Origin of the sequence: Vibrio sp. 10N.261.51.F11 (genome assembly GCF_041471665.1) — a bacterium.
Taxonomy (GTDB): domain Bacteria; phylum Pseudomonadota; class Gammaproteobacteria; order Enterobacterales; family Vibrionaceae; genus Vibrio; species Vibrio crassostreae_C.
In genome coordinates, this window is record NZ_JBFROW010000068.1 from 22,085 (window position 1) to 46,593 (window position 24,509).

Consider the following 24,509-nt stretch of genomic DNA (forward strand, 5'->3'; position numbering starts at 1 on the left):
TTAATGTTGAAGTGATATTTATAAAAGACAACTACTCAGAAGCGCCAAGCCCCTCTTTTGCTCGTTCAAAGTCATAATTATCTAACGCACTTCGAACATCTTTGAGAACAACAGAATGTGGATACTGTGCCAGTAACTCAGTCACATATTGAGTTGCATCGTTATCATAAGCATCCAGCAGTGATAGCAACTGAGCATGCTGTTCTGACGTGATGCTCGGTGAATCAGAGGTATCAGCAAGACTCGCATCGGCTTCTTCAGTACTTGTCGTATTGAATCCCCCAACACCAGACACATCAAAGCTGATCTCAACTGCTTTAATCAGTTCGATTAACCCAAGTTCGCCTTGCTTAAGATCTGCTTCATCACACGCCTTGTTATGCGCTTTGCTTTCTAAATCACTGAGTAACTCTGCCAATCGCAATCCACCAATCGAAGCTGCCATGCTTTTTAAGGTATGTAGATTACGCTCTAACGTCGCCCATTCATCTTGCACTAGGTTGTCGAAGGTTTCCGACATAATGTCAGGCGCCCCTTGGCAGAATCTACCAAGCATCTTCTCTTGCAGTTTCGCATCATGATGAGTCAGTTGCTCAAACCTCGACTGAGAGAAAACAGGCTGCTCTGTTTGAGTATCGGAGTGTAATTCCGAACTATTATCAGAATCACTGGTCAGTATCGTATCTGAAGACGTGTCTGATGGCGCTCGACCTTCAACTAAGACCTCAGGAACAATGTATCGAGTAATCAAAGACATCGCTTTATCAATAACAATAGGCTTATCCAAGAAGTCCGTGATGCCCGACGCCCTCGCTCGTTGTTTCGCATCAGCAAAAACATTGGCTGACATTGCAATAATCGGTACATCTATATCGAATTCACGAATCAAACGGGTAGCTTCAAAGCCGTCCATAATCGGCATTTGAAGATCCATGAAGATTATTTCGTAGTCGTTGTTTTTAGCTAACTCCAGCGCTTCCTTTCCGTTTTCAGCAAGATCGGCATTTAATTTAGAGCGACTGAAAAATGCTAAGGCGAGATCTTGGTTCAGCTCATTGTCTTCAACCAATAGCACTCTTTGCCCTTTGAACTCTATCTGATAATCCAGTTGCAACTCTTGAGCTTTGAAGTCGGCTAACGCATCCGAGCTTGAGCGTGGCAATGTCAGTACAAAGGAGAACTCACTGCCTTGCCCGTAAACACTCTCTACGGTAATTTGACTGCCCATCGCATGAACTAATTTCTGGCTAATGTTGAGCCCAAGCCCTGTACCGCCAAACCGACGTGTCGTTGTGGTATCCGCTTGGATAAAGGCTTCAAACAGCTTGTGACGGTTCTCATCCGAAATGCCTATCCCGGTATCCATCACACTCACTCTCATGGTTAGGCTGCTGTCGTTCGAGTCAACATGCTCCACCGTTAATGCTACGCTGCCTTGTTCCGTAAACTTAATCGCGTTGCCCACAAGGTTGAGTATGACTTGGAACAACCTCAAGGGATCGCCTTGCAGTGGCGTGTCTAACTCTGGGTCGATGACCATCGACAAATTGAGTTGTTTCTCAGCTGCTTTCGACTCCATTAGTTCAATCACATCTTTAAAGGTCGTTACGGGATCAAACGGGACGTTATCAATAACAAGTTGTCCAGCTTCTATCTTTGAGAAATCAAGGATGTCATTGATGATACCGAGTAACGAATGGCCAGAACGGTGCACTTTCTCAATGTAATTTCGAGCGACAGGATTAGATATTTCGCCAATCGCCAGATAAGACAAGCCAATAATGGCGTTCATTGGGGTTCTTATCTCATGGCTCATATTGGCTAAGAATTCCGATTTAGCTTGGCTCGCCAAATCGGCTCTCTGTTTCTCTTCTTCCAATTGTTCGTTAAGGCGCTTCATTTCTGAAATATCGAATGCCCAAAATAGTGTGGCGACTTCACCATCAATCTCAAAAAGATAGTAACTGACCAAACTAACAAATCGGGTTCCATCAGACTTTCTGAGTACTAACTCCCTATTTTCAACTTTACCGTTAAGGTCGAGCTCTTCATGCACGCCATCACGAACGCTCAGCGAGTCATGGATAGCGGCAACGTCGATAGAAGACAACGCCTGATCTTCCACGCCAAACAAACGTTTTGCCGTATCGTTCGCGTAACGAACCTCTTCTTCAAATACCACGCTGGCTGCAATTGGAGAGCTATTTAGCATGTTGTAGAGTTGGTTCTGCGCCTTTTCCAGAGCTTCGGTTGCTTCCTTAGCAATACTGATCTGCTTAGTTAATTTACGATTCCAGAAAATAATAAGAAGAAGGATCACCAGAGAGAACACCGAAATGGTGTAAACCAATTGATAATTAACTCTTTCTATCGCTTTTGGCGCCGCCCACTTCGCCGATATCTTTTGATGTTCTTCAGCAGAAATACTCTCAATCGCCTTATTCACAATCGAATAAAGCAAAGGCTCAGATTTGATGACATGTAAGGTGGGTGAAAGGAAAAAATCAAGTCGTCCGACAATTCCAATCTCTCGATGACCAAATGAATCAATGAGGTAATTGAGGACATCAACAGTGTCGACCATGCCGTCTAAGGTTTTATCATCCAATCGGTTGAGCCCATCGGCCGTGGATTCTACCTCTACCCACTCAACGTTCGGGTACTTATATAAAATCGCGTTAGTATTTGCCGCATTCTTCAATATACCGATTTTCCAACCATCAGCTTCTTCAAGTACCAAGCTACTAACGTCTCTTCTCGATGCAATGGCCAAACGACTTGAAAACAAGCTTTTAGCTGCTTTGACGTTATCTCCTAACGAACGATTCTCTTGAGCTGCTGAGACCAGTTCCACTTCATGATGATCAACCAAGCTTCGGGTCTCAGACCAATTCGCCACGTCAACATGCTGAATACTTAGCCCTGTTTTTTGTTCAATCAGCGTTAGATAATCATCAATCATCCCGATGTATTCACCGGTATTGGATACCGCTTCATAAGGTAACGAATTCGGATCGATACCTATACGTACATCCGGATTATCTTTAATCCACGCCCTCTCTTTTTGGCTTAGATTTAGGATCTCTCCAGTCAAGTTACTCGCTTGATAAACATCCGCAATATAGCGTTTCGCCGCATCTCCGAATGAACTAAATTGTTCGACAGATGGAAAATAAACATAGTTCCGCTCTAACGAATTAACATCAAAGTAGAAAGTCATCGAACCAGAGTTGATACTCCCTCCCTTGGTCCTATAATTCGCCACCTTGGTGACTGATGAAAAGTGAGAGGTATTTTTCTTCTCTCCATATTGATCAACTAGGTTGCCTATGTACCAAGATTTGATCGGGCGACTATTGTTATCCGCTTGTGCGGTGATCACCTGAAAAGAACTGTCCGTGTCGAAAATTTCAAACACTTCCGTCAACTCTTCAAAGCGGTCGTTGACGATAAAATACGCAGATATTTGCGCGATAATATTCGCTTTTTTAAGGACTAGGCTTAAATCACTCTGAACCTGCATCTCGATAATTTGGTTTAAGCCGTCATCCTCCTGTTTAAGCCTTTTAATTGCGGCATTGAAGCTATCTCTGATTTCTTCACTCTTAAAGTCCACATAGATCGGATACTCAACTTTATACTCGTCATGTAGCGTTAGCTCTGCCATTTCAATAAAACGAGTGTTGGTGATAAACCACTCTAGCACTCTTCGTTCAACCATTAGCAGGTCAACATTTTGAGCCCTCAACTGCGAGAATGCTGATTCAAGATCTTCGTAATCTTCAATACGATCAATGTCTAACTTACTCTTCAGAACTTCAACAGAGTTTTTAATTGTGGATGTTTCGTCGAACAATAACGCCCCTAATGATAGGTCTTTTGGGGATTGAAGTTGGAGTTTGCGGCGAGTTAGTGAAACAGGAACAAACTCAACATTAAAAACGTTATCACTTAAAAAGTGCGCATTAGGATCATCAAACTGAACACCAGAAAAAAAGGCTATAGAATTATTGTTATCGATGGCTTTTTTAGCGGCGCTAGGTGGAAGTGTGACAACGTCACCTAGTTTATATCCCATGTCATTCAGTGCACGCTGAAGAATGTCGTACTGTAGCCCGACTGCGGTGCTGTCTGGGTAAATATACGGAGGGTTACCAAAGCCAAACACGCCTTTTAGCGGCACTCGATAGGGGGAACTGTCTAGCCACTTCGATAAAATCTGGTTCTTGTTATCAACGTCGAAGGTTTCAATCTGTTTGTTGATTAGCGTCAGCAGTTCTGGTTCATCGGTTCGAATCACCATTGATGCTTCAAACCTTTTCCAATGCTCCAGAACATAGTTTACCGCTAAATCATGAACGCCAATCTTTTTCGCAAGATCCATAGTGGTGATAGGTTCACCGACCATGCCTTCGACATCCCCGGCCCCTAACGCACGTACTGCATCAATAACGTTATCAAAATTCACTCGCTCAATAGAACTCAATTTGACACCGGCTCGCTCCAAATCGATATTTTCGTTAACCATCGCAATACGGCGTTTATTATTTTGATCTAGGTTTCCATCGAGTTTGTTGTCGATGGGAACAATCACTGCGACCTGATAAGGAATATAGGGAGCACTCGCAAGAAAACGGCCACCTTCACTTGGGTCGAACTGTTGGAATGGAAATACATCGCCTCGCCCGTCGACTAACGCGGCTTTAGCCTCGACACGCGAGTTAACTGTGACAAACCGAACATGAACACCAAAACGCTGTTCAAGATCTAATGTCCAATCTTTGATGATCCCAGAAACCTGCCCATCATCATCGATGAATGAGTAAGGATAATGGTTGGCCAAGACAACAAAAGTTACCGTAGGTTGGTTTCCCAACCACTGATTTAACTCAGTATCTGTTACCTCAGCAGCATTCGTAGATCGCATTAGCAGCGACCACACCACAAGTGTAATGACCAGAAAAACAACCAAACGATTTAGCGACAACATCAAGCCATCACTCATCTCTAAATTTCTCTTTAATTGCTAGAATCTCAGGTAACTTCAGAAAAAACACATCAACGATAGTTGGATCAAAATGTTTGCCTTTCTGTTCTTCAAACAAGTTCAGCGCCTCATCAATACTCCAAGCTTTTTTATAAGGGCGCTCTGCGGTCAGGGCATCAAACACATCAGCAACAGCCGCAATTCTTCCAACCAATGGGATACCTTCACCAGCTATCTGGTTTGGATAACCACTGCCATCCCATTTTTCGTGATGATATTGCGCCACCTGAATAGCCATACGCATCAGTTTGGAATCACTCTGCCTACCAAGTATATCAACACCATATTCGACATGCTTTTGCATAATTGTCCACTCGTCGGCGTCCAATTTACCCGGCTTGAGTAATACGCTATCAGGAATACCGATCTTGCCAATATCATGCATTGGTGCTGCATCACGCAACGTCTCGGCATCTTCGTCAGTCATTCCCAAGGCTTTAGCTAGCACTTCACAGTAGTGACTCATACGCTTAACGTGCATGCCTGTTTCATTGTCTTTAAATTCAGCAGCTCTACCCAGTATGTTCAGTGTTTCTAGCTTACCGAGATTGATCTCTTGAGTTTTCTCTTTTACCTGACTAAACAACGCGCGTTGTTGGTCATAAAGTGCGATATGCGTTTTCACACGCTGGAGTGCAATTGCAGGGGTTATCGGCTTGGTTAGGTAATCGACAGCCCCCAAGGAGAGCCCTTTTACTTCGGCTTCTGGACCAATTGTGGCGGTCACGAAAATGATAGGAATGTGAGCCGTATTCGGCTGAGCTTTAAGTTGGCGGCACACCTCGTAACCATCGATGTCAGGCATCATGATATCAAGGAGGATAAGGTCTGGCTGCGGCACCATCTTCGCAATTTTGATACCAATTGTGCCGTTAATCGCTACTTTCACTTGATAAGTATCTTTGAGTATTGCCGTTAACACATCCAAGTTACTTGGGGTGTCATCCACGACTAACACTATGGGTTTCCGACTCATTGATACCTCGTATACAAATCAAACAGTTATAACCCTAGTGTAGAACGGTTTCCAGAGGTTAAGTAGAAAAAAAAGCAATTGATTTTCAAAAATGAAGAGTAGATCTGTGAGTGACTTCAAACTGGCGTTATTAGAAGTACGACCAGTCAATATTACGTCAGTTAAGTTATTATTATACAAGGGGAATTACCTTTGCATTGCAACATTTCACTAACAACACAGATACTATCCGAAAACAAAAAGAGCTCCTCATATGGGAGCTCTTTTCGTTCAACGGCTAGAAAGCAAAACAACCGAGTTATTCAGTAATCTAACGACCAGAATAATACATACAGATTCGAACACCATCGAACTCACGAATCTCAAATGGGATCTCGTAGATAGACTCCATCACTGATTTTTCAACCACTTCCGAAACCTTACCCGACTTAACCACTTTGCCTTTCTTCATCGCAACAATGTTATCTGAGTAACAAGAAGCGAAGTTGATGTCATGAATCACGATAACGACCGCTTTATTGAACTCATGCGCTAAACGACGCAACGTCTGCATAATTTCGACCGAGTGTTTAATATCAAGATTGTTCAGAGGCTCATCTAAGAACACATAATCCGTATCTTGCGCCACAACCATCGCGATAAACGCCATTTGACGCTGACCGCCACTCAACTCATCAAGGTATTTGTTTTGGATGTCAGTAATGCCAAGGTGTTCTAGTGCTGTATCGACGATCTTATGATCTTCGTCTTTCAAGCGACCTTGAGAGTGTGGGAAACGACCAAAACAGACCAATTCACGAATCGTAAATCGCATGTTGATGTTATTTGATTGTCTTAACACGGCAAGGTGCTTCGCTAGCTCTTTGGTATCCCACTCAGCCAGTAACTTATCGCCAATGACCACTTCACCCGCGTCGCTGTCTGTTAAGCGGCTCGCCATTGAAAGCAGTGTACTTTTACCCGCACCATTTGGGCCAATGATAGAAGTCACTTCGCCTTTCGGGAACATAGCACTGGCATCATCAACCACGAGTGACTTGCCATACTTCTTACTTAAACCTGTTAATTTAATCACTACTTACTACCTTTACTGAATTCTGGTGCGTAACAACAAGAACATAAAATACAAACCGCCGACCAAGTTAATAATCACACTCACAGTGGTTTCAAACGCCATCACTTTTTCGATAAACCATTGGCCAGAAACCAATAGCACGATCGCTAGTAAGCTGCTTGCGATGATAAGCACACGATGCTGATAAGATCGGAATATCTGGCGAGCTAAGCTTACGGTGATCAAGCCAAAGAACAGCACAGGGCCAACCAGAGCCGTAGACACCGCGACCATCACTGACACAATCACCAAGGTAATCTGAGTCAATCGCTTGGTGTTCACACCCAGGCTTGTCGCGTTATCAACACCAAGCCAAAGTACATCAAGCTTAGGCGCCAACAACCAAAGGCCAAGCAAGCTCAAACCCAAAGGAATAAGGCTGAGGTAAACCAACTCGCCTTTCACGTTATTGAAACTTGCGAACATCACATTCTGCAGCACCGCAAATTCATTGGGGTCAATCAACATCGCCAAGAAGTTAGACAAACTCGAGAATACGCTGCCACATACGATGCCTATCAACAGCAGTGTGAATACGTTGTTTCGCTTGCTCTTAAAGTAGAAATGGAACAGAGCAAACGAGAACAAGATCATCACAGTCACAGACATCGAAAAGTTTGCGATCGAGTCAATCACCCAGAAGCTAGCACTGCCAAACACAAACAGAAGTACCGTTTGTACCAGCATATACAAGCTGTCAAAGCCCAAGATGGAGGGGGTTAGAATTCGGTTATTAGTAATGGTTTGGAAAACCAATGACGACGCCGAGATCGCTACCGCCGCCAACACAATCGACAGCAATTTTGGTAGGCGCAGAGACAAGAAGAACTCGTAGTTATCCCACGTCAGCCCCTGCCCGATGAATAGCGCTGTCATACCCAAAGACGCGATAGCCAGAATCGCAATTTTTACTGAATCACGCATTCGACTTGTCTCTCATGATTAGGTAAATAAAAATCATGCCACCAAAGATGCTGATTACCATCGAGATTGGAATCTCATAAGGGAAGATGACGATTCGAGCTAGCAGGTCACAAGCCAACACTAAGATCACCCCCCAGTAGGCAGTCCAAGGCAGAATCTTCTTCATGTTATCGCCCATTATCAGCGACACGATATTCGGCACGATAAGGCCAAGGAATGGGATAACACCAACGATCATCACCACAGAGGAGGCACTGATAGCCACTAACGCAACACCAATGAAGACGATCTTCTGATAATTCAAACCGATGTTTTTCGCGAAGCTCTCACCGATGCTCGCCGCACTGAACTGGCTCGCGAAATAGTAAGCCAATACACAAGCAGGCACCGCGAGATAAAGGATTTCATAGCTGCCCTGCAACACGCTCGCAAAGTTCGCCATAGTCCATGCCGACATGGTTTGTACTAAGTCGTACTTATAAGCAATAAAGGTTGTTAGAGACGAAACAACGTTGCCATACATAATGCCAATCAAAGGCACCAATACCGCGTTCTTAAACTTGAGGTGTTGTAGGAAGCGAACCAATAGCATGGTGCCAAACACTGCAAACGCGAAGATAAAGCCTAAGTAGCTCCATTGCGCAGCATTGCCTAGCACTAGAATGCCGACAATGTAACCCAACATCGCACAGTCAATGGTGCCCATCGTCGAAGGCGCGGCAAACTTGTTCTGTACGATTTGCTGCATGATCAAGCCAGAAACACTCAATCCTGCTCCGGCAAGCACGATCGCGAGTAGTCGAGGAATCCGACTAACAATATAAATAGAATTGGCGTGTTGGTTGCCATTGAAGAAGTCACTAAAACTGATTTCAGCGACTCCAATCATCAATGACGCAACGCATAACACAACAAGAAATACAGCAGCTGCAATGGGTTTCAACATAGGAATAATACTAAAGATAGGTCTCGGGTAGCCCGTATAAAAAAGTGAAAAAGGGCTTATAAGAACACTCTTATAAGCCCGAAAATCTGATGGTTAGTAACTATTGAATCGTACGTTCAATGTCACTAAGCATTCTATGAATCGCTGTCACACCGCCACCAGCCAAATACCAAGCACTTGAATCAAGGTAAACGATATTGCCGTGCTGCGCTGCAGGTGTTGCCGCAACCAGTGGGTTATCAAACAGTTGTTGTGCGCGTCCTTCTGATTTACCAATCGCTTTTTCGCGGTCAAGCACGTAAAGCACTTCAGGTTTTGCATCAGCTATGTATTCAAAAGAGATTAGGTTGCCGTGTGTTCCTTTAATCGGAGCCACGGTTGCACTCTTTGATTCCACGAAACCAAAGTCATCAAAGATGATTGAGAAACGGCTGCCTTTGTTGAACATCGCAATGTTGTTACCGTTGTTCATTAGCATCATTGCTGAAGTTTCGTCAGACGCTACTTTGTCGTTTACCGCTGTGATAGAAGCTTGAGTCTCTTTAATGATCGCTTCGACTTCAGCTTGCTTACCAAAGATGTCGCCTAGCACACGCCAGTTTTGCTGAGCATCAGCCCAGTACTTGTCGCCTTCAATAGAAAACATGACAGTAGGAGCAATTTGTGCCAGTTTGTCGTAAACCTTAAGCATGCGGTTTTCCGCGATGATGATGTCAGGCTTCAACATGTAGATAGCTTCAAAATCAGGTTCGCTTAAAGAGCCTGTATTTACCGTCGTATCTTTGTACGAAGCTAGGTAATCAGGCAGCAAGCTATGAGGCGCGCCAACTGGCTGTACACCAATTTTATCGAGCACGTCTAAGCTACCGTGGCCTAGAACCACCACTCGCTGTGGTACTTCAGTAAACTGCGCTGTGCCTTTCACATGCTCAATGGTGACGGTTTCCGCATGCGCGGTCATCATGAATGATGATGCTAGAACGATGGCAAGCCCGCTCAATAGCTGGCGAACTGAATTGATTGTTTTCTTCATGTTTCTTCCTTTGCCATTGATACAAACCACCACTCATGACAATGAAAGTCACATTACTCATAGACGAGCATGGGGCGTACACAACTGCTAAATAACGATAATTTAAAGTCTGTCATTGGATTGACAACAAACTTGTAACGCAAGTGAGAACTATTATCAATTATATTTGCACTAAATTGGCGATACAACAACTTTATTATTCAGAAACGTAAAAGTGAGTATTCATATTTTGCGTAGTCAGGAGAGGTATTAGGAATCAGAAATATCAAAAAGACGCGAAGAGGAAAATACTCATCAACCTGAAGAAAAAAACAGATGGGGAAAGCACCCAAAAACCCTGTAATTACAACGCTGAACCCCAAAATCATGGATTGTAATTTACAATGTAAAGATCATATACAACAGAGACTTAATCATCACCAAATTAGCTGAATCAATTAAACCCACTAATGACAACGAATACGAACAGCTGAAAAGCCAAGACTCAGTCAGATATCATGGTCAAATCCCTGACCTTCGCTCATTTAACCTTCAGTAACCGATGGTAAATCACCCAAAAATATTTTTGAATTTAATTGAAAATAGGGTTGTAATTTTGAAAACTAGGCGTATAGTTCGCCACCTGGCTCTAATCTATAGAGCTGTTAATGCTAAAGTAAGTCCAAGTTCCACATAGACAGTTCTCGATTCCCTCGTTACACCATCTCTGCGTCAGCTTTCACCCAGATAGTCATTCAATAGCTTTTAAATTCGATCCTACTACCGATCTATCGTCATTTGCTCTTTTGTCAGCGAAGTCAGAATAGATCGAGCACTTAAATACAAATGTAATAAACACAAGGCACAGTTATGTCACGCAGAACAACACGACAAACCCATTGGTACCAACTATCACGCGAAAAAACAGTCAATAAACTAAAAGGTAATAAATGCTCAAGATTAAAATAGATTTACACAAAGAAGAGATTTCATGGGTCACCGAGATTCGACAGCTCAATAGCGATATACTCCACCGCCACATATTGCCCAAGCTACAACATCACAGCTATCTCATCGACTTTGAATTTAATGAACGAGAAAGCATCGGAACTATCGTTTCAGGCAACGGAAACACCCTAGGACATTTCACACTCCTATAGCATTTCCCAAAGGCTACAAAAGAAACACCATCTAGTCCCAAAGATGTAAAAGATGTCACCCTCAATTCGCTCTAGCAGAACAAAATAGAGTAGAAGTAAAACAGATCTGAAACCTAGCCCTTTTTGCATTTCACACGCGGCTAACGCTAGCTAGGTTATCGTACTTCTATTGAAACCAACTTATATCAAACTCTAAATCACCATTGAGTCATTATCAGTGCATTCATGGACTAATAAGTTAACGGCATCGACCTTAACTTCTGATCAAGAGTATATAAGTGTTCTGCAGCTTGCATGTGTTGAGGGTAATCACTGAATTTCTCACGATTCTCTTCATTCATCTTACATGTCTCATCCACCAGCATTAACTTCCAATACAGCTTTGTTGTATGCAGCATCGCCAGTAAAGGTTTGAATACCTCTTTCTCATAAGCTTGAATCAACTCTTCAATCAACTCGTCACGTTCGTCTTCACTTGCGATTGAACCCTCGGTTGCCGACAACACTTTTTGATACTTCAGGTTTTGTTGCAGCTTATCCATAACCGTTTGGTTTTCTTCCGCTAACTCAACAAGTTTCGACTTAATGATATTTATCCAGTTCGCTTGGCTCAGTACTGTGTCATCAACGTTGATAAAGTCTTCTCGTATCTGTCGTTCCACATCTTTTTGAGCTTTCTTTAAAACCGCACGCACCTTTTGGAAAGGCAGTTGATATTCCTTACTTAGCTCGATAATCAGTTTATGAAAACCACCATTTGGCAGGTGTAAGTTTTCTTTAAACGTCGCCATTGCGGCTTCTTGCTGTTCGGTAAGGTGAGTCATTTGGTTTCCTATTCTTTATCACTTATGGTGCTGAGCCCGGGATCATACCACTATTACCCTCGCTTTTTCGGTAACTTGATCAGTTACACCTCGCTATGCCGTTAAATTCTCTCAGCCCTTTCTCTTTTGGCTAGTTATTAACCCACTTGGCATAAAATGGTAAATCTCTATCGGCGAAAGTTCGTACATTACGCGCTCAGGGGATATCGCCAGACAGGAGTCGTTACTTACATATGAAAGACAAGCGCGAGAAATGAGAAAACACATGACCTATTCAGAATACAAAGAATCCGATTTGCATAAGTGCGTGAGCATTGGTTCAGAAGCAATGGTATCCATTGCCAAGTTTGCCTTTAAAGCCACTACCCTTTTATTTCGATTTTTCCGCTGGCTTGTCGTATCGGCTTATACCTACGTGATGAAGTAATTCTATATGGGAGTCGTTGTTTTCATTACGACTTATCTAAATACCCCAAAGCGCGCCCTATTAGGTCGCGCTTTTTTTGTGCCCAGTTTTATACCTAGCTTGATGCCAAAAGTCCGAGTGCATTTTATATCGTCAGTGGCGCTAAATGGTAAAACTGACCATCGAATAAAAACCATACTACACCTGTTCCAACGAAACAGACTTCTAACTTATACAGGTACTAAAATGAAAAAGATTGCACTTAAAATTGTAGGACTAACGGTTTTGGCTTCTGCGCTAACTGGTTGTATCGGCAGCAACGCCGTAACAGGGAAAGTGATGAAATTTAACGTTGAAGTTGTCGATAACCGCTATGCCCGTGCAGGTGTAAACTTCTTATTAGCGCCTGTATACGGTATTACTACCGCAGCAGACTATGTGGTATTCAACTCACTTGAATTCTGGACAGGTAAAAACCCTATCAGCGGTTCACCACACGTATTTGATACAAAAACAGACACGCACTTCAAAGTGAACGATGAGCTGGACCCAAGCCTGAAAGAAGCCCCTGTCGGCCCAATTTCTAACAATCGCACCATTGAAACGGGTGAGATGATTAAGATCGACGAAAACACGATTCAAATGGACATCGTCTATACATCTGGTGAAACAGCGACTCTAACGGGCATCAAAGACGGTCAAAACGTTACCTATTACATGGATGGTCAGCTTGTATCGCAAACAACTATCGCTGAATTAGAGAAGATTCAAGGCACTGAAGCTTAAGGTTCATCGCCCACACAGAGTTCAAACTTAAAGAGACTTTTGAGCTCATAAAATAGAACAAGCCCGGCGATTGCCGGGCTTGTTTGTATGTGCTCTATTATTTGTAAATGCTCTATTGGGACTGAGACTGTGCAAGTCGAATGCTCACCAAACTCGCCACCATGATAGCTAAGTAAAAGCTGCCGATAATGGATTCCATAAACACAAAGAATTGAGCAATAGGCAGAGCTGGTGATATGTCGCCGTAACCAACCGTAGTCAAGGTGATAAAGCTAAAGTACATCGCATTAAACAAGTTCGTCAGCCAGACTTGCTCTTCAAACCCGTTAAAGGCATTAGGAAAGATCTCTAAAATTAACAAGTAGATGGTCGACCAAGCAAACCCTAGCAACAAGTAAATACAGATGGAGCCGATGATGTGATTGGGTGTCACCGTTTTGGCTTTCATCACCTGCTTCAACGCCGAGTAAATGTGTGAAAACAAGAACACAGCCAACGCCGATAGCGTCACTATCGACAGGTTATAGCCTTCCAAAAATGAAAACACGCCAGACACGAGCGCCGTAATCAATAACAGCCCATACCAAGAGCGATACAAGGCTCGCTCTTTATGAATACCGGCAATTGAACTCGCCAACGTAATAATGATAAGAAATAGGATTGTTTTCTGGCCTTGCGGATAAAACTGCTGCATCACCGCGCAACCAAGAAACAACACCAACAGTGCATAGAATAAGAAGTAGAAGTTGTCGTCTTTAGAGACTGGCTTCATCTATTTTCCCTCGACCTCTGCAGGTTTTTTCTCAGTTTCTTGTTGGTTTTTCTCTTCAAGTCCAAGCCACGCCATCATCAGCTCATAGCTTAAACTCAGTATCACAGCACCGACAAACAGACCGACGATGCCTGACATCGCCATTCCGCCCAGTGCACCCAATAGAATTACCAACATTGGAATGTGAGAGCCACGGCTCAGCAATACTGGCTTTAAGATAGCGTCACTGCCGCTCACCAAAATACACCACACTAAGAACAAGCTCGCCGCCAGTGTCGATTCAACGCTGAACATGTAGATGATCGCCGGCAATAGAGCGAGAATCGGTGGAAGTTGGATTATCGCAATGAGCAGCACAGCTAGCGCCCAAAACGCAGCTGCTGGAACGCCTGCAATCACCAAACCGATTGCCGACATCATGGATTGAATCACAGCCACACCAATCACACCTTGCACAACGCTTCGCACGGTCGATTTAGAGAGCTCTACCAACTCTTCACCTTTACCGCCCGTTAAACGCGCCACTAAGTGAGTCACGCCGGTTTTGCATTTATCGGCATTACTCATGAATGCACCCGCAATGATGGTAGAGATGATGAACTGAATAAAGCCGCCACCTAACGAGCCAAGAACAGAAGCCGCTTTCGTCGCAAACTGTTTAAGTTCATCCGCATACTTTATGAAAGTGCCTTCAATATTGTTGGAGGCGGCAACCAAGGTTGAATAAACCTTTTCCCCTATTAATGGAATATCTTGTAAGGACTCTTTCGGTTTAGGCAATGACAATGTGCCATCTTGAAGCCCTGTCATCAGGTCAGTCGCGCTGGTGTAGATACCAGAAGAAAGCGCCGCCAAAGGAATAAATAGAAGAATCACACCAATAAAGCTCAGCAATGCACTGGCTTTACCTTTCGACATCCCGGTTTTATTTGAAATTGCGACCGCCACTGGATACAACGCAGTCGCAATGATCGCACCCCATATCACCAAAAGAATGAATGGGCGCAAAATCGAAAAACACCAATACACGAGCATGGCAATCGCTGCGATCTTGATGGCAGCGTCTATCGCCTGTTTTGAAAAATCATCGGTTAACTTCATGAGACGTCCTTGTTAGACAAAATTAAGGCTGATTTTGTAGAAACTTCCAATTCCGTGTTTCTAGGAATAGAGAAGCCAAAATCATATATATGCCAATTAACACTAATTGGAATATGCGTATAAGAGTGTTGCTATCGATGTCACCGGAGCTCATCAACGTGCTACCAACCAGTACGAGCAACGTACTAAATGCAGTGGCGAAAATAGGTGCTTTTTCGGGAACCGTGTAGATCTTGGTAGCCATAAGAATGGCAATAAGTCCTATAAACAAAGAATAGAAGACAATGTTGGGTACTATAGAAAGAATTGAAAAAGCAGCAATCGCCAGCAATCCCCCGATACCGTTACTTATCACCAAAAAAGCGCTCAACTTTATCGACTTCTCTGACGTAATCATCAACGATAACAACGCAATGAACATCATTGTCAGTAAAGCTTCAGATATTTGAAAAATAAAGAAAAAGCACACCACTGGATAGGAGATAATCATCGCCCTAAAGGCCGCATACCAACGCTGTTTCTTTTCGAGTGGCGCAGCAGCGAAGCCTGAGAACGCCGATTTTGGCTCAGGGAAAAATACATGCACTAACGCAAAAAGCATGACTGAAACCACACCAGAGGTCGCTAAGCCAGAGGCCAGCATTACTGACACGCCGGGGTTATCAATCGCCATGAATGGCAACATCAAAACCGCAATCAACAGTATGGTGGCAAACAGGTTCCATTTTGGGTCGACAAACAAGTAGTAACCCCACAGCATCATTAACCCCACTAAAATCAGCAATGGGATTGGATAATGGGTAATTCCTCGCGACAGTAATAAACCTAACCCCATTGTCACCACAACGGCCAAGAGCAATTCGTAGACCGTTTCTTTATGGAGATTTGGTTTATCAATTAAGAACTTAGCTGTGAACACTGGCGCCACAAACGCAAGCGGCCAGTTTATCCACGCCGCCAAGAAAACAGCCAACGTGACCCCGACCGTAAATCGCAGGATCCGTTGCTGTGTTTGCTGGTCAGGAATCGGCTTATCGGACATAAGACAATACGCTAATCAAACGAATCCATACTTTGCCTATCGCGTTGAATACAAAGTTATCGCCGCTATAAACAATCACATCCGCTTGGCCACCCACTCGGAGCATGCCTGTCACTTCTTCATTATCAAATTCAATGGTTATGGGAAGCATCTGTGTTTGGCGCAACCAACCCGTTTGTTGGCTAGCTTGAGCAAGCTTACCTGCTTGGTCATTTTGCCCCCAATCAACACCCCAATCGATACTACTTACGCGCCCTTTTACCACTTTGCCCGGTGCGAAATCTAACGCCACTTCAACTTCATCACCGACCGTTACATTACCTAGGCTGTTCTCTCGATAATAAGCTTCAATCCAAATATCTTCGGTTGAAACAAAGGTCATGATTGCTTGCCCTGCTGATGCATAGAAACCTTCAGACAGGCTAAAGTTAGAGACACCACCTTGTGTCGGTGCAGTAATCACGGTGCGTTCTAGATTCAATTGAGCTTGTTCAAGTACCAGCAACGCCGCTTTCACTTGGCTATTTTCTTCGCCTTCTTTACCCATTTGTTTCTTAGCACGGTCAAGGTCAGCTTCTGCATTCACAACCGCCGCACTAGAGGTCGCTAATGCTGCTCGCGCTTTATCTGCATCTGATTTAGAAACGACACCTTTATCGGCCATCTCTAAAACACGCTTAGCTTGCAGTTTGGTATTTTGTCTTTCAACAATGGCTGAGGTGAGTTTCGCTTGTGCTGAAGCAATGCTCGCGGTTTGAGCACCGACATTTTGGCCTGCAATCTCTAAATTTTGCTCGGCTTGTTGTACGGCTATTTGGTAATCAGACTCATCTAAAATGGCTAGCTTATCGCCTTGATTAACCAGTTGGTTAGGTTGAACAAGAATATCGAGCACTTTACCCGACACCTCAGGTTTGATTGGAACGATATAACCTTTGACACGAGCATTATCAGTAATAGGGATGATGCGGTCTGAAATGATACTGAAGATCAACATGAACGCTACGAACAACAATAAGTAGTTGGTGACCTTTCTTACTTTGTCTTTTCCATTTTCTTGCTGGCCAACTTCTTCCTTGGCTTCTTGCGCATTCCCGTTGACTTCTGACATGGGACTCCCTTCTAGATAACTAACATCAACAAAATTAATACTTTAAAAATAAGCCCGGTGATGGAAAACTCAAGTAAATAGGGTTAGATTTAGTAAACAAAACGTTGCAAATGATATGCACGTCTAATAGTGCGACAATATATACAGGATTGTATTCCAATGAGCTCTAGTCACTACCAAGTCCCGGTAATTCAAACGAACTACGCCAAAATTCTGGTTCAGGTTTTTTCTGACTATGGTCTCGACCTCCACCTTTTGCTCAAAGATTCTGGTTTACCGCCCGATCTCATTGAATCAGAAAGCGACTTTGTGCCATCAGAATCGATTAAACGTTTGATTTATCTGACATCCGCCCAACTTGGCGTATCTCGGTTCACCGATATTCTTGGACTCGCATTTCGACGTCGAATCATCCCAAATGTCTTGCATCAATTTACCGAATTCGAAACCATTGGCGATGCACTAAAACAGATCAATTCAATCTTTGCCTATGATTCACCAGGCAGCAAAGTCGAGTTTATCCAAGAACACGGTCAGAACTGGTTTTGCCGGACAGCCCCGGAAGACAACTCCCCTATGTTTCAATGGGGCGAAGCTTTCGCTGTTATTTATATCATCGAGTTAATAACCATTTTATCGCAATCACCATGGTTACCGACTAAAGTTCGCTTACAAGGGCATGACATCGATGTCGTCAAAACACTGGTATCAAGTAACTGCCAACTGTTTGTTGATCATTCGTCGACTGCTGTGCAGATTCCTGATGAGATCTTACAACTCCCAATCCGTCTTACGTCTAAAGACCTCAGTACAAAACCGACACTTATTGAGTGGCATACCAGCTTTACCGATAGTATTTATGAGCTTCTAAAACCGTACATGAAAGAACAAGACCTCTCTCTTGAAGAGGCGGCAGAGCTGCTCAACTTTTCAGTGCGAACGTTCCAACGCAAACTCAAGAACGAAAACACCACTTATCGAAAAATCAAAGAGAACCTGATGTTTTCAGTAGCTTGCGAACTGATGGAAGAGGGTCACACGCTGACCTACATCTCTAGCCAGCTCGGTTACACCAACATCTCTCATTTTTCTCGTGCGTTTAAGCGTGTGTCTGGTCTTACTCCGAAGATTTACCAACGCTCAATCTCGGCTTAGGCTTCGCTCGATTGATTAACCAAGCACGGCCTACATCTAACCAAGGGCAATTGGAGTAGCACAGCCTGGGCTAGAGCTACACACTCTATTTCGCCCGTTACCTTTAGCGCGGTAAAGTGCCTTATCTGCACTGCGATAGGTCGCTTCGGCTTGCGCCTGTATTTCAGACACACCACTGCTCACGGTCAGGTTCAATGTTGTTCCTTTGGCAATCACTTCTTTCAATCGATACATCGCCTCAAACGCTTCTGCCAAATTGGTTTCAGGCATCAAGATCGCGAACTCTTCTCCGCCGACTCGCGCGACGATGTCAGTGTCTCGACTGTTATTTCTCAACAGTTCTGCGACCTCTTTCAACGCTGAATCACCTTGGTCATGACCATGATTATCATTGATAGCCTTGAAATGATCTAAATCGATCAACGCCAAACAGGAATGCGTGTAACCATAACGCTCCGCTAAGTTTGAATAATGGTTAAGATCTTTATCAAAACGGCGGCGGTTCCAGCACCCTGTGAGAGAATCTGTGTCCACCAACATTCTTAATCGACGTTCTAATACTTTGCGTCGACTAATATCCGTAAAGGTCACCACATATTTATTATTGTGCGACAGTATTTCAACTAACTTTTCGACAACCACATTCACAGTAAAATGTTCACCAAGTCGACTGACTCCACTCAACTCACCTTTCCATCTCTGGTTTTCCTTCAGTGAGCGAGTAATGGTCGCGATTAGGCTGCTGTTATTCATAAAACAGAGATCAGAAATCGGGCGAGACTCGACTTGATTAAAGGCATAACCTGAAACTCTAGAGAACTGTTGATTGACTTGTATGACCCTCAATTGACTATCGAGGATGATAAAACCAGCGACGCCATCAATGATCGCTTCAGACAAGCTATTCTTGCTTTGAGCCATTTCATGTCGATATAGGCGTGCAGCAATGAGGGTGCTGAGCAAAAACAACGCGCACACAGAAAAAGCCATGACCGCCGAAGAAGCCATACTCAATAACCACAAGCTAACTGCCATATTAAGGGCAAGTGTAGACACCACGTATAACGGCATTTTTCGGTCAAAACTTAACTTATTCATAGTCTGCTCTAGTGATGGGCGAATGACTATGATGGCTAAGTTTCCACTAAGATATTTACCATTTTACGACACATACAAATTCAAATTATATGAGTACCATTAAGATCAACAACTTATGCTAATTATTGAGTAAGAATAGCAAGCTACCGCCACTGAGTGAGCTGCCATAATTGAAGTTAATTCCAATCCCGAAGTTGTCAAAAAAGTAAGAATCGTAAGGCACATCAAATACTAATCCGGCCCCGAATTCATAGTAATAGTGCGTATCTAAAGGAGCCGTCAAATCACCCGCAACATCGATTCTTGTTAAGTTATAGTGGATTTGAGGGTTATTAAGCGACCAAGCATCGAGCGCTACATTTTGCCTAAACTCTAGTTCATTAATGAATCGCATCCCTTCTGGGTTACCGATATCGCCATCGTTCGCTTCGCCCCAGCCTGTTCCATAAAAGTAACGAACTCTGGAAGACACATTCCAACTGCCCCACTCCTTTGGTTGCAAGTATTGAAGTTTGACTGAAGGTTCTGCAACAAGCGCCCATGCTGATGTATTCAACGCGTAGCCGTCTAGCTGAGATTGAAATGCTTGAGAGTAGCTGTTGTTGTATTCGTATTTATTGCGGTAATAGAGCAAGTGAGTGCCTAAGCCATAGGCGATAGACCAATGTTGATTTAAATGGCTTTGAGCGCCGAAAAAGCCATACAGGCCCAATACCGAGTCTTCATTTGGGTTAACACGACGGTCAGGAGTCACATCTGATGAAATCTCAATATCCTGTTCAGAAAGCGCATAAGACCCTCGCACAGACCAAATAAGGTCAAAGTCAGGGTCATCGGTTTTAATCACGGAAGAGTAAGGGATGGAGCCCACACTCACTTGGCTTCGAGTATCGATGGTTTTATCGGATCCAAAACCACTGTCGTTTAAGTTGATAAACGAATTAGGATCAAAATCCACAAAGCCAATTGAAATGGCATCGCTGTCAGTCAGCGCAATTGACACAGAAAATATCTTCTCTAACCGGTTCTGAATCAATTCATTGGATGCATAGGCCGAGGAAGAACTGAGGCCCATTAAGAGCAGAATAATAGAACGGGGATAGTGCGATAGGGGTGAAAGCATTAAGTTGACTCCATTCAAACTTATGCTTCAAGTGTAATTGGTAACTTAACTAATTCAATCAGAGAGTTAATAGCGTGGTTGATACTGCTCTCAGTTCCAACTGCAAGAGCGTTGCTAAATCGATGGCCCCCCAAAGTTCTTCTACGTCTTGGATTCTAAAATGAATAATCATATGCGCCTCTGTCTAAATTGGAGTCTTATCTTGGATCATTCTGAAACCGGGAACTTACCATAATACGCCATATCCAGTGAATGACTGTTTACAACTCTGATAGGCGAAGTGATTGTTCATAAGAACTAATTAACGCTGGATGACACGCAGGAAAGCAAAAAGTGAGCCACCATGGGCTCACTTTTTAGGTCTAAACAAGATAATAAGTAGCGGAATTAGATAAAGACTCTCGCTCTAATACTAAACACCCAAGCGCTACTTTCATTTGAAAACGCAGGATCTTTTATATACTGGATGTCAGGCGTGACTTGGAAATGATCACCAAACTGCATGTTGTAGTAGATCTCCGCTGTCCATTGCTCTGTGCTACCGCTTATTGCCTTCGCATCAGCTGCAAAAGAATCACCATTCACTTCCGCCCAGTTTAGCGCTACACCTAGGTTATTCGTCGGTTTTCCTAACCCGAAATATCCCATACCAACAGAAATCGACTTATCGTAAAGGGCAACATCCCCTTCAGAGAAACCACCTCGCACAAACGGCATCACTTGATCAGTCATGAACTGGCTCCATGAGAAGTTAACGCCCGAGCCACCTTCCGCAGCAAGGCTATTACTATGACGAGTATCGTCACCAAAGTCCCAGAAAGTCACATGGAAGTTATCGGTGTAGATCTGCTCTTGCGAAGCCGTCCAGCCTAACTCCAGTGTGGTGAAGTAAGAGGCATCGCTGCCAAAAGCGGTATCAAAGCCATCAAAAATGTCATCTGATTTACCCTTTGCGTCCGCGATACCACCGACCACATAAAAATTCTCACCCAACATATGACCAGCAGAAAGCGCAAGTACACCATCATCAGGTAAGCCCATCGCACCAGAGCCTGTCGAGAATGCCAAATTAGTAAAGCCAGACCATGGGCTTGCTAGAGCGTAAACATCCGCATAGTTAGTTACATCCTGCCAACCGACAACAATAGTGCCTTTGCCATCGTTAATTTTTTGCTTCCAATTTAAGTCCGTAACACGAAACCCTTGGTCACTGTATGCAGGGCCAATTGAACCGACATAGCCAAGTGGGCCGAATGAATAGTCTTTTGGCGCAGTATCACCATAGGCATGTCTATGTTCCACCTTCCAAACTAAGCTACCTGAGTTCTGTGTGTCCTTTCCGTATAGATGCCATGAACCGTATAATCGAGCCACACCCGACGATGCATCAACGCTATCGCCGCCAACCCCATCTCCTGAGGTCAGCCCCAAAGCAAAGTAATCTGCACCAAATGTAAAACCATCCTCAGCTAATGACTCCCTCCAAGATTTCTTTTGTGCTTTCTGCTCTGCAATTGTATTTTCAACAGAATCTGGGCCTTCAAAGTTAGCGCCGTAAACAACGCCGCTCATTGGGCTAGCCGCCATCACAATTGCGATACTTACTTTAGAAAATCTTGAGTTCATCATGTCACCAGTGCTTTTTAAGTTAGTTTTATTTTAGTTATTACTCACATTGAAAATTGTCATTTGATGACAACCATTAATTTTCTTTTTCATAATAGTCTTCGATCATCGAAGCTTTCATTTCATAACCCATGGTGAGGTTACTTTTACCATCGACTAGGAAGACCTCTTCAGTCACTTTGTTGGAGCTAAAGTCACCTTCTACCCACACTGGATACTGAACGTTCTGTACCTGAAAGCCTTCAGGAAAAGACACGCGCACAATCTGGTTTGCAGGAGGCGGTGGCATGTGGATGCACGCACCCGCCACAGGCACTAACAGAAACTCTGTTGCTGTCATTCCCTCTGAGAATTCCAGTGGAACGATGAAACCGGGAACTCGTACTTTCTTGCCATCAAACTCTGTCGTAATAGCTTCGGCGTTTGCTTTCATGGTTTGCATGTATTCATCACGCAGTGCGATCATTTCGTCTGCGTCCACGCCTTGCTCTTTTAGCGTTTGTTTAAATAATAAAGCCTGTTGTTGAGCTTGCTCTTCCTCTGATGCACTCATTGCTATCACACCTTGTAATAGACGCATTTGTTGATCGGTTAGATCCGGCATTTCTACTTTCATTTCGTGAGACTCTGAGTTCAGATCTTGCCACTCAAGATTCATCGCTGTTTCAGCAAAAGTAGGTAAAGCAACGGCCGTAAGTGATGCCACCGACAGGATAAGAGAAAGCATTTTTTGCATATAGAACACCTTGAAGAGGGGTGACCTACCCAAATAGGTCACCCATTAAAGCTTAATTTTAACTGAGTTGTCGAACTGAGTTACAGCGTGTTTTTGTAGACTTTGCCGTCTTTCATGATGACTTTGATGGTATCGATTTCAGGGCTGCGCGGCTCTGCATCAAACCATTTTTCGTTTGCCCCAATCACTGACAAGTCTTCAAGTGGGTTGCCTTCAACAATAATGATATCGGCGTATGCGCCCGCTTCAATCACGCCTAACTTACCCTCTGGGTATGGGTCCATCACGCCAGATAACTTAACGATCTCACCGTTTACCGATGTCATCCCTTTCAAAGTGAAGAAGTTGCCTAACTCTTTACCTGCAAGGAAGATCGTGTGGTCGGTTTGTTTGATACAAGAAACCACGTCACCGACACAGTCTGTGTGGAAACCCCATTTCGGTTGGTACTTGTTTACATTCGAGATGTAGTCTTTGAATGCTTTGGTTGCCGACTCCGCTTTACGCTTAGAGGCTGGGTTCGAGTTAATCGCTTCGATCTGTGTCAGGTAAGGTGAAAACGCGGTCATGTTAGTTGTGATGTAGGCGTCTTTATCTTCCATCTTGTCGGCGATATCGCCATCGAACATGAAACCGTGCTCGATCGTTTTAACACCCGCATCCAAGTTACGCATGATCGCTTTTTTGCTGTAAGCGTGAGACATCACGTAAGAGCCATACGCATCAGCAATTTCAACGGCGGCTTCAATTTCTTCCGCAGACATCGCATTCAGCTGCCAAGGGTCAAATGATGATGCCACACCACCTGATGACATGATCTTAATTTGCGTATTGCCTTGCTTGAAGTTTTGGCGAGCAGCCGCTTTGATTTCGGTAATACCGTCGGCATTAAAGCTGACGCTATTTCGCGCCATACTGGTCGATGAACCAAAGAAGTGTTGGTTAGCCGTGGTTAGGTTACTGAAATCGGCATGCGAACCCGTCGGGCCAATAAATGCGCCTGATGTGTAAAGTCGTGGGCCCGGCAACATGCCTGAATCGATAGTCTTACGTAAGCCAGTATTCAAGCCACCAGCATCACGCCACGTGGTGAAACCCGATTGAAACGCGGCGTTCGCGTTGACTGTCGCTCGCGCGGCTAACTCTTCGATCGTTCGGTTGTTTTCGTGGTCGCTTAGGTTACCGCCGTTAAGCAATAAGTGTCCGTGGCCTTCGATTAAACCTGGCATTAACGTTTTGCCTTCGCCGTCAATCACTACAGCGTCACCAGCCTCTATCGGGCTCGCAGAGATTTGTTTGATAAGATTGTCTTCGACTAATACATGATGGTCTTCGTACAATTTGTTTTCAGTACCATTGAACACATCGACGTTAGTAAATAGCGTTGATGCTGCATTTGCAGAAAGAGCAAATGAACACGAAAGAGCAACAACAGAGAGCTTTAAGCCTGCATTTTTCATTTTTACACCTTGATTCCGTTTGTTAGTGGCGTCCACTTCCCATAACGATTCCGTAACTACTAATGAGTGTCATGAGGTTTCAAAGATGTT

General features: G+C 43.8%; 20 protein-coding genes. 4 read left to right on the forward strand and 16 right to left on the reverse strand.

Annotated features, from left to right (window positions below; all coding sequences use genetic code 11):
• Positions 1-31: 31 nt before the first annotated feature.
• The 6 genes from AB4351_RS18840 to AB4351_RS18865 form a co-directional block, all read right to left on the reverse strand.
• The gene (locus tag AB4351_RS18840; protein WP_372126845.1) at positions 32-4,927 is read right to left on the reverse strand and encodes an ATP-binding protein; all 4,896 of its coding nucleotides are present in this window, start codon (positions 4,925-4,927) and stop codon (positions 32-34) included.
• Between the two features lie 70 nt (positions 4,928-4,997).
• Positions 4,998-6,023: an HD-GYP domain-containing protein gene (locus AB4351_RS18845; protein WP_029235511.1), complete on the reverse strand. Its 1,026-nt coding sequence runs from the start codon at positions 6,021-6,023 to the stop codon at positions 4,998-5,000.
• 310 nt (positions 6,024-6,333) lie between these two features.
• Positions 6,334-7,098, reverse strand: coding sequence for an ABC transporter ATP-binding protein (locus tag AB4351_RS18850; RefSeq protein WP_017061894.1), 765 nt, complete (start codon positions 7,096-7,098; stop codon positions 6,334-6,336).
• 12 nt (positions 7,099-7,110) lie between these two features.
• Positions 7,111-8,061, reverse strand: a complete 951-nt coding sequence (locus AB4351_RS18855; RefSeq protein WP_136978264.1) for an iron chelate uptake ABC transporter family permease subunit — start codon at positions 8,059-8,061, stop codon at positions 7,111-7,113.
• On the reverse strand, positions 8,054-9,007 hold the full coding sequence (locus tag AB4351_RS18860) for an ABC transporter permease (protein WP_372056876.1): 954 nt from the start codon (positions 9,005-9,007) through the stop codon (positions 8,054-8,056). The genes AB4351_RS18855 and AB4351_RS18860 overlap by 8 nt, the downstream gene beginning before the upstream one ends.
• 100 nt (positions 9,008-9,107) lie before the next feature.
• Entirely contained in the window at positions 9,108-10,040 is a 933-nt protein-coding gene (locus AB4351_RS18865) for a siderophore ABC transporter substrate-binding protein (RefSeq protein ID WP_372056878.1), read from the reverse strand.
• Between the two features lie 929 nt (positions 10,041-10,969).
• Here AB4351_RS18865 and AB4351_RS18870 point away from each other — a divergent pair.
• Complete coding sequence (locus AB4351_RS18870; protein ID WP_004731601.1) at positions 10,970-11,179, forward strand: hypothetical protein; 210 nt, start codon at positions 10,970-10,972, stop codon at positions 11,177-11,179.
• Between the two features lie 230 nt (positions 11,180-11,409).
• Here AB4351_RS18870 and AB4351_RS18875 read toward each other — a convergent pair whose 3' ends face one another.
• Positions 11,410-12,003, reverse strand: coding sequence for a hypothetical protein (locus AB4351_RS18875; protein ID WP_372126847.1), 594 nt, complete (start codon positions 12,001-12,003; stop codon positions 11,410-11,412).
• Positions 12,004-12,268: 265 nt separating this feature from the next.
• On the opposite strand from AB4351_RS18875, the gene AB4351_RS18880 reads away from it, so the two are divergent.
• On the forward strand, positions 12,269-12,430 hold the full coding sequence (locus tag AB4351_RS18880; RefSeq protein ID WP_170962358.1) for a hypothetical protein: 162 nt from the start codon (positions 12,269-12,271) through the stop codon (positions 12,428-12,430).
• Positions 12,431-12,655: 225 nt separating this feature from the next.
• Positions 12,656-13,195, forward strand: a complete 540-nt coding sequence (locus AB4351_RS18885; protein ID WP_017061899.1) for a DUF3332 domain-containing protein — start codon at positions 12,656-12,658, stop codon at positions 13,193-13,195.
• Between the two features lie 112 nt (positions 13,196-13,307).
• Here AB4351_RS18885 and AB4351_RS18890 read toward each other — a convergent pair whose 3' ends face one another.
• Genes AB4351_RS18890 through AB4351_RS18905 form a run of 4 tightly spaced genes read right to left on the reverse strand, consistent with a single transcriptional unit; the run spans position 13,308 to position 17,221 of the window.
• Positions 13,308-13,967, reverse strand: coding sequence for a potassium channel family protein (locus tag AB4351_RS18890; protein ID WP_372126849.1), 660 nt, complete (start codon positions 13,965-13,967; stop codon positions 13,308-13,310).
• Entirely contained in the window at positions 13,968-15,068 is a 1,101-nt protein-coding gene (locus AB4351_RS18895; protein WP_136974477.1) for an AI-2E family transporter, read from the reverse strand.
• A gap of 22 nt (positions 15,069-15,090) precedes the next feature.
• Positions 15,091-16,110, reverse strand: a complete 1,020-nt coding sequence (locus AB4351_RS18900) for a DUF2955 domain-containing protein (protein WP_048606138.1) — start codon at positions 16,108-16,110, stop codon at positions 15,091-15,093.
• Positions 16,100-17,221 carry an HlyD family secretion protein gene (locus tag AB4351_RS18905; protein ID WP_372126851.1) on the reverse strand — a complete coding sequence of 374 codons (1,122 nt, stop codon included), beginning with the start codon at positions 17,219-17,221 and terminating at the stop codon, positions 16,100-16,102. Before AB4351_RS18905 ends, AB4351_RS18900 begins: the two co-directional genes overlap by 11 nt.
• A 159-nt stretch (positions 17,222-17,380) precedes the next feature.
• Between AB4351_RS18905 and AB4351_RS18910 the strand changes: the two genes are divergently transcribed.
• On the forward strand, positions 17,381-18,376 hold the full coding sequence (locus AB4351_RS18910; RefSeq protein ID WP_017072267.1) for an AraC family transcriptional regulator: 996 nt from the start codon (positions 17,381-17,383) through the stop codon (positions 18,374-18,376).
• A gap of 36 nt (positions 18,377-18,412) precedes the next feature.
• On the opposite strand, the gene AB4351_RS18915 is transcribed toward AB4351_RS18910, so the two are convergent.
• The 5 genes from AB4351_RS18915 to AB4351_RS18935 all read right to left on the reverse strand — a co-directional run bounded on the left by AB4351_RS18915 (position 18,413) and on the right by AB4351_RS18935 (position 24,419).
• Positions 18,413-19,474, reverse strand: coding sequence for a diguanylate cyclase (locus AB4351_RS18915; protein WP_372126852.1), 1,062 nt, complete (start codon positions 19,472-19,474; stop codon positions 18,413-18,415).
• A 118-nt stretch (positions 19,475-19,592) separates the two neighbouring features.
• Positions 19,593-20,597, reverse strand: a complete 1,005-nt coding sequence (locus tag AB4351_RS18920) for a Solitary outer membrane autotransporter beta-barrel domain (protein WP_372126854.1) — start codon at positions 20,595-20,597, stop codon at positions 19,593-19,595.
• Positions 20,598-20,984: 387 nt separating this feature from the next.
• Entirely contained in the window at positions 20,985-22,184 is a 1,200-nt protein-coding gene (locus AB4351_RS18925; protein ID WP_372113179.1) for a carbohydrate porin, read from the reverse strand.
• A 115-nt stretch (positions 22,185-22,299) separates the two neighbouring features.
• Positions 22,300-22,959 (reverse strand): DUF3299 domain-containing protein, encoded by a 660-nt coding sequence (locus AB4351_RS18930; protein WP_102393604.1) that lies wholly within the window; start codon positions 22,957-22,959, stop codon positions 22,300-22,302.
• 80 nt (positions 22,960-23,039) lie between these two features.
• Positions 23,040-24,419 (reverse strand): amidohydrolase family protein, encoded by a 1,380-nt coding sequence (locus tag AB4351_RS18935; protein ID WP_050619673.1) that lies wholly within the window; start codon positions 24,417-24,419, stop codon positions 23,040-23,042.
• Positions 24,420-24,509: the final 90 nt, after the last annotated feature.

What these genes read in the sequence shown, in the direction of transcription:
- AB4351_RS18840 (WP_372126845.1), bottom strand. Translation starts at nt 4,927, where the DNA reads ATGCGATCTACGAATGCTGCTGAGGTAACAGATACTGAGTTAAATCAG.
- AB4351_RS18845 (WP_029235511.1), bottom strand. Translation starts at nt 6,023, where the DNA reads ATGAGTCGGAAACCCATAGTGTTAGTCGTGGATGACACCCCAAGTAAC.
- AB4351_RS18855 (WP_136978264.1), bottom strand. Translation starts at nt 8,061, where the DNA reads ATGCGTGATTCAGTAAAAATTGCGATTCTGGCTATCGCGTCTTTGGGT.
- AB4351_RS18860 (WP_372056876.1), bottom strand. Translation starts at nt 9,007, where the DNA reads ATGTTGAAACCCATTGCAGCTGCTGTATTTCTTGTTGTGTTATGCGTT.
- AB4351_RS18865 (WP_372056878.1), bottom strand. Translation starts at nt 10,040, where the DNA reads ATGAAGAAAACAATCAATTCAGTTCGCCAGCTATTGAGCGGGCTTGCC.
- AB4351_RS18870 (WP_004731601.1), top strand. Translation starts at nt 10,970, where the DNA reads ATGCTCAAGATTAAAATAGATTTACACAAAGAAGAGATTTCATGGGTC.
- AB4351_RS18875 (WP_372126847.1), bottom strand. Translation starts at nt 12,003, where the DNA reads ATGACTCACCTTACCGAACAGCAAGAAGCCGCAATGGCGACGTTTAAA.
- AB4351_RS18880 (WP_170962358.1), top strand. Translation starts at nt 12,269, where the DNA reads ATGACCTATTCAGAATACAAAGAATCCGATTTGCATAAGTGCGTGAGC.
- AB4351_RS18885 (WP_017061899.1), top strand. Translation starts at nt 12,656, where the DNA reads ATGAAAAAGATTGCACTTAAAATTGTAGGACTAACGGTTTTGGCTTCT.
- AB4351_RS18890 (WP_372126849.1), bottom strand. Translation starts at nt 13,967, where the DNA reads ATGAAGCCAGTCTCTAAAGACGACAACTTCTACTTCTTATTCTATGCA.
- AB4351_RS18895 (WP_136974477.1), bottom strand. Translation starts at nt 15,068, where the DNA reads ATGAAGTTAACCGATGATTTTTCAAAACAGGCGATAGACGCTGCCATC.
- AB4351_RS18900 (WP_048606138.1), bottom strand. Translation starts at nt 16,110, where the DNA reads ATGTCCGATAAGCCGATTCCTGACCAGCAAACACAGCAACGGATCCTG.
- AB4351_RS18905 (WP_372126851.1), bottom strand. Translation starts at nt 17,221, where the DNA reads ATGTCAGAAGTCAACGGGAATGCGCAAGAAGCCAAGGAAGAAGTTGGC.
- AB4351_RS18910 (WP_017072267.1), top strand. Translation starts at nt 17,381, where the DNA reads ATGAGCTCTAGTCACTACCAAGTCCCGGTAATTCAAACGAACTACGCC.
- AB4351_RS18915 (WP_372126852.1), bottom strand. Translation starts at nt 19,474, where the DNA reads ATGAATAAGTTAAGTTTTGACCGAAAAATGCCGTTATACGTGGTGTCT.
- AB4351_RS18920 (WP_372126854.1), bottom strand. Translation starts at nt 20,597, where the DNA reads ATGCTTTCACCCCTATCGCACTATCCCCGTTCTATTATTCTGCTCTTA.
- AB4351_RS18925 (WP_372113179.1), bottom strand. Translation starts at nt 22,184, where the DNA reads ATGGCGGCTAGCCCAATGAGCGGCGTTGTTTACGGCGCTAACTTTGAA.
- AB4351_RS18930 (WP_102393604.1), bottom strand. Translation starts at nt 22,959, where the DNA reads ATGCAAAAAATGCTTTCTCTTATCCTGTCGGTGGCATCACTTACGGCC.
- AB4351_RS18935 (WP_050619673.1), bottom strand. Translation starts at nt 24,419, where the DNA reads ATGAAAAATGCAGGCTTAAAGCTCTCTGTTGTTGCTCTTTCGTGTTCA.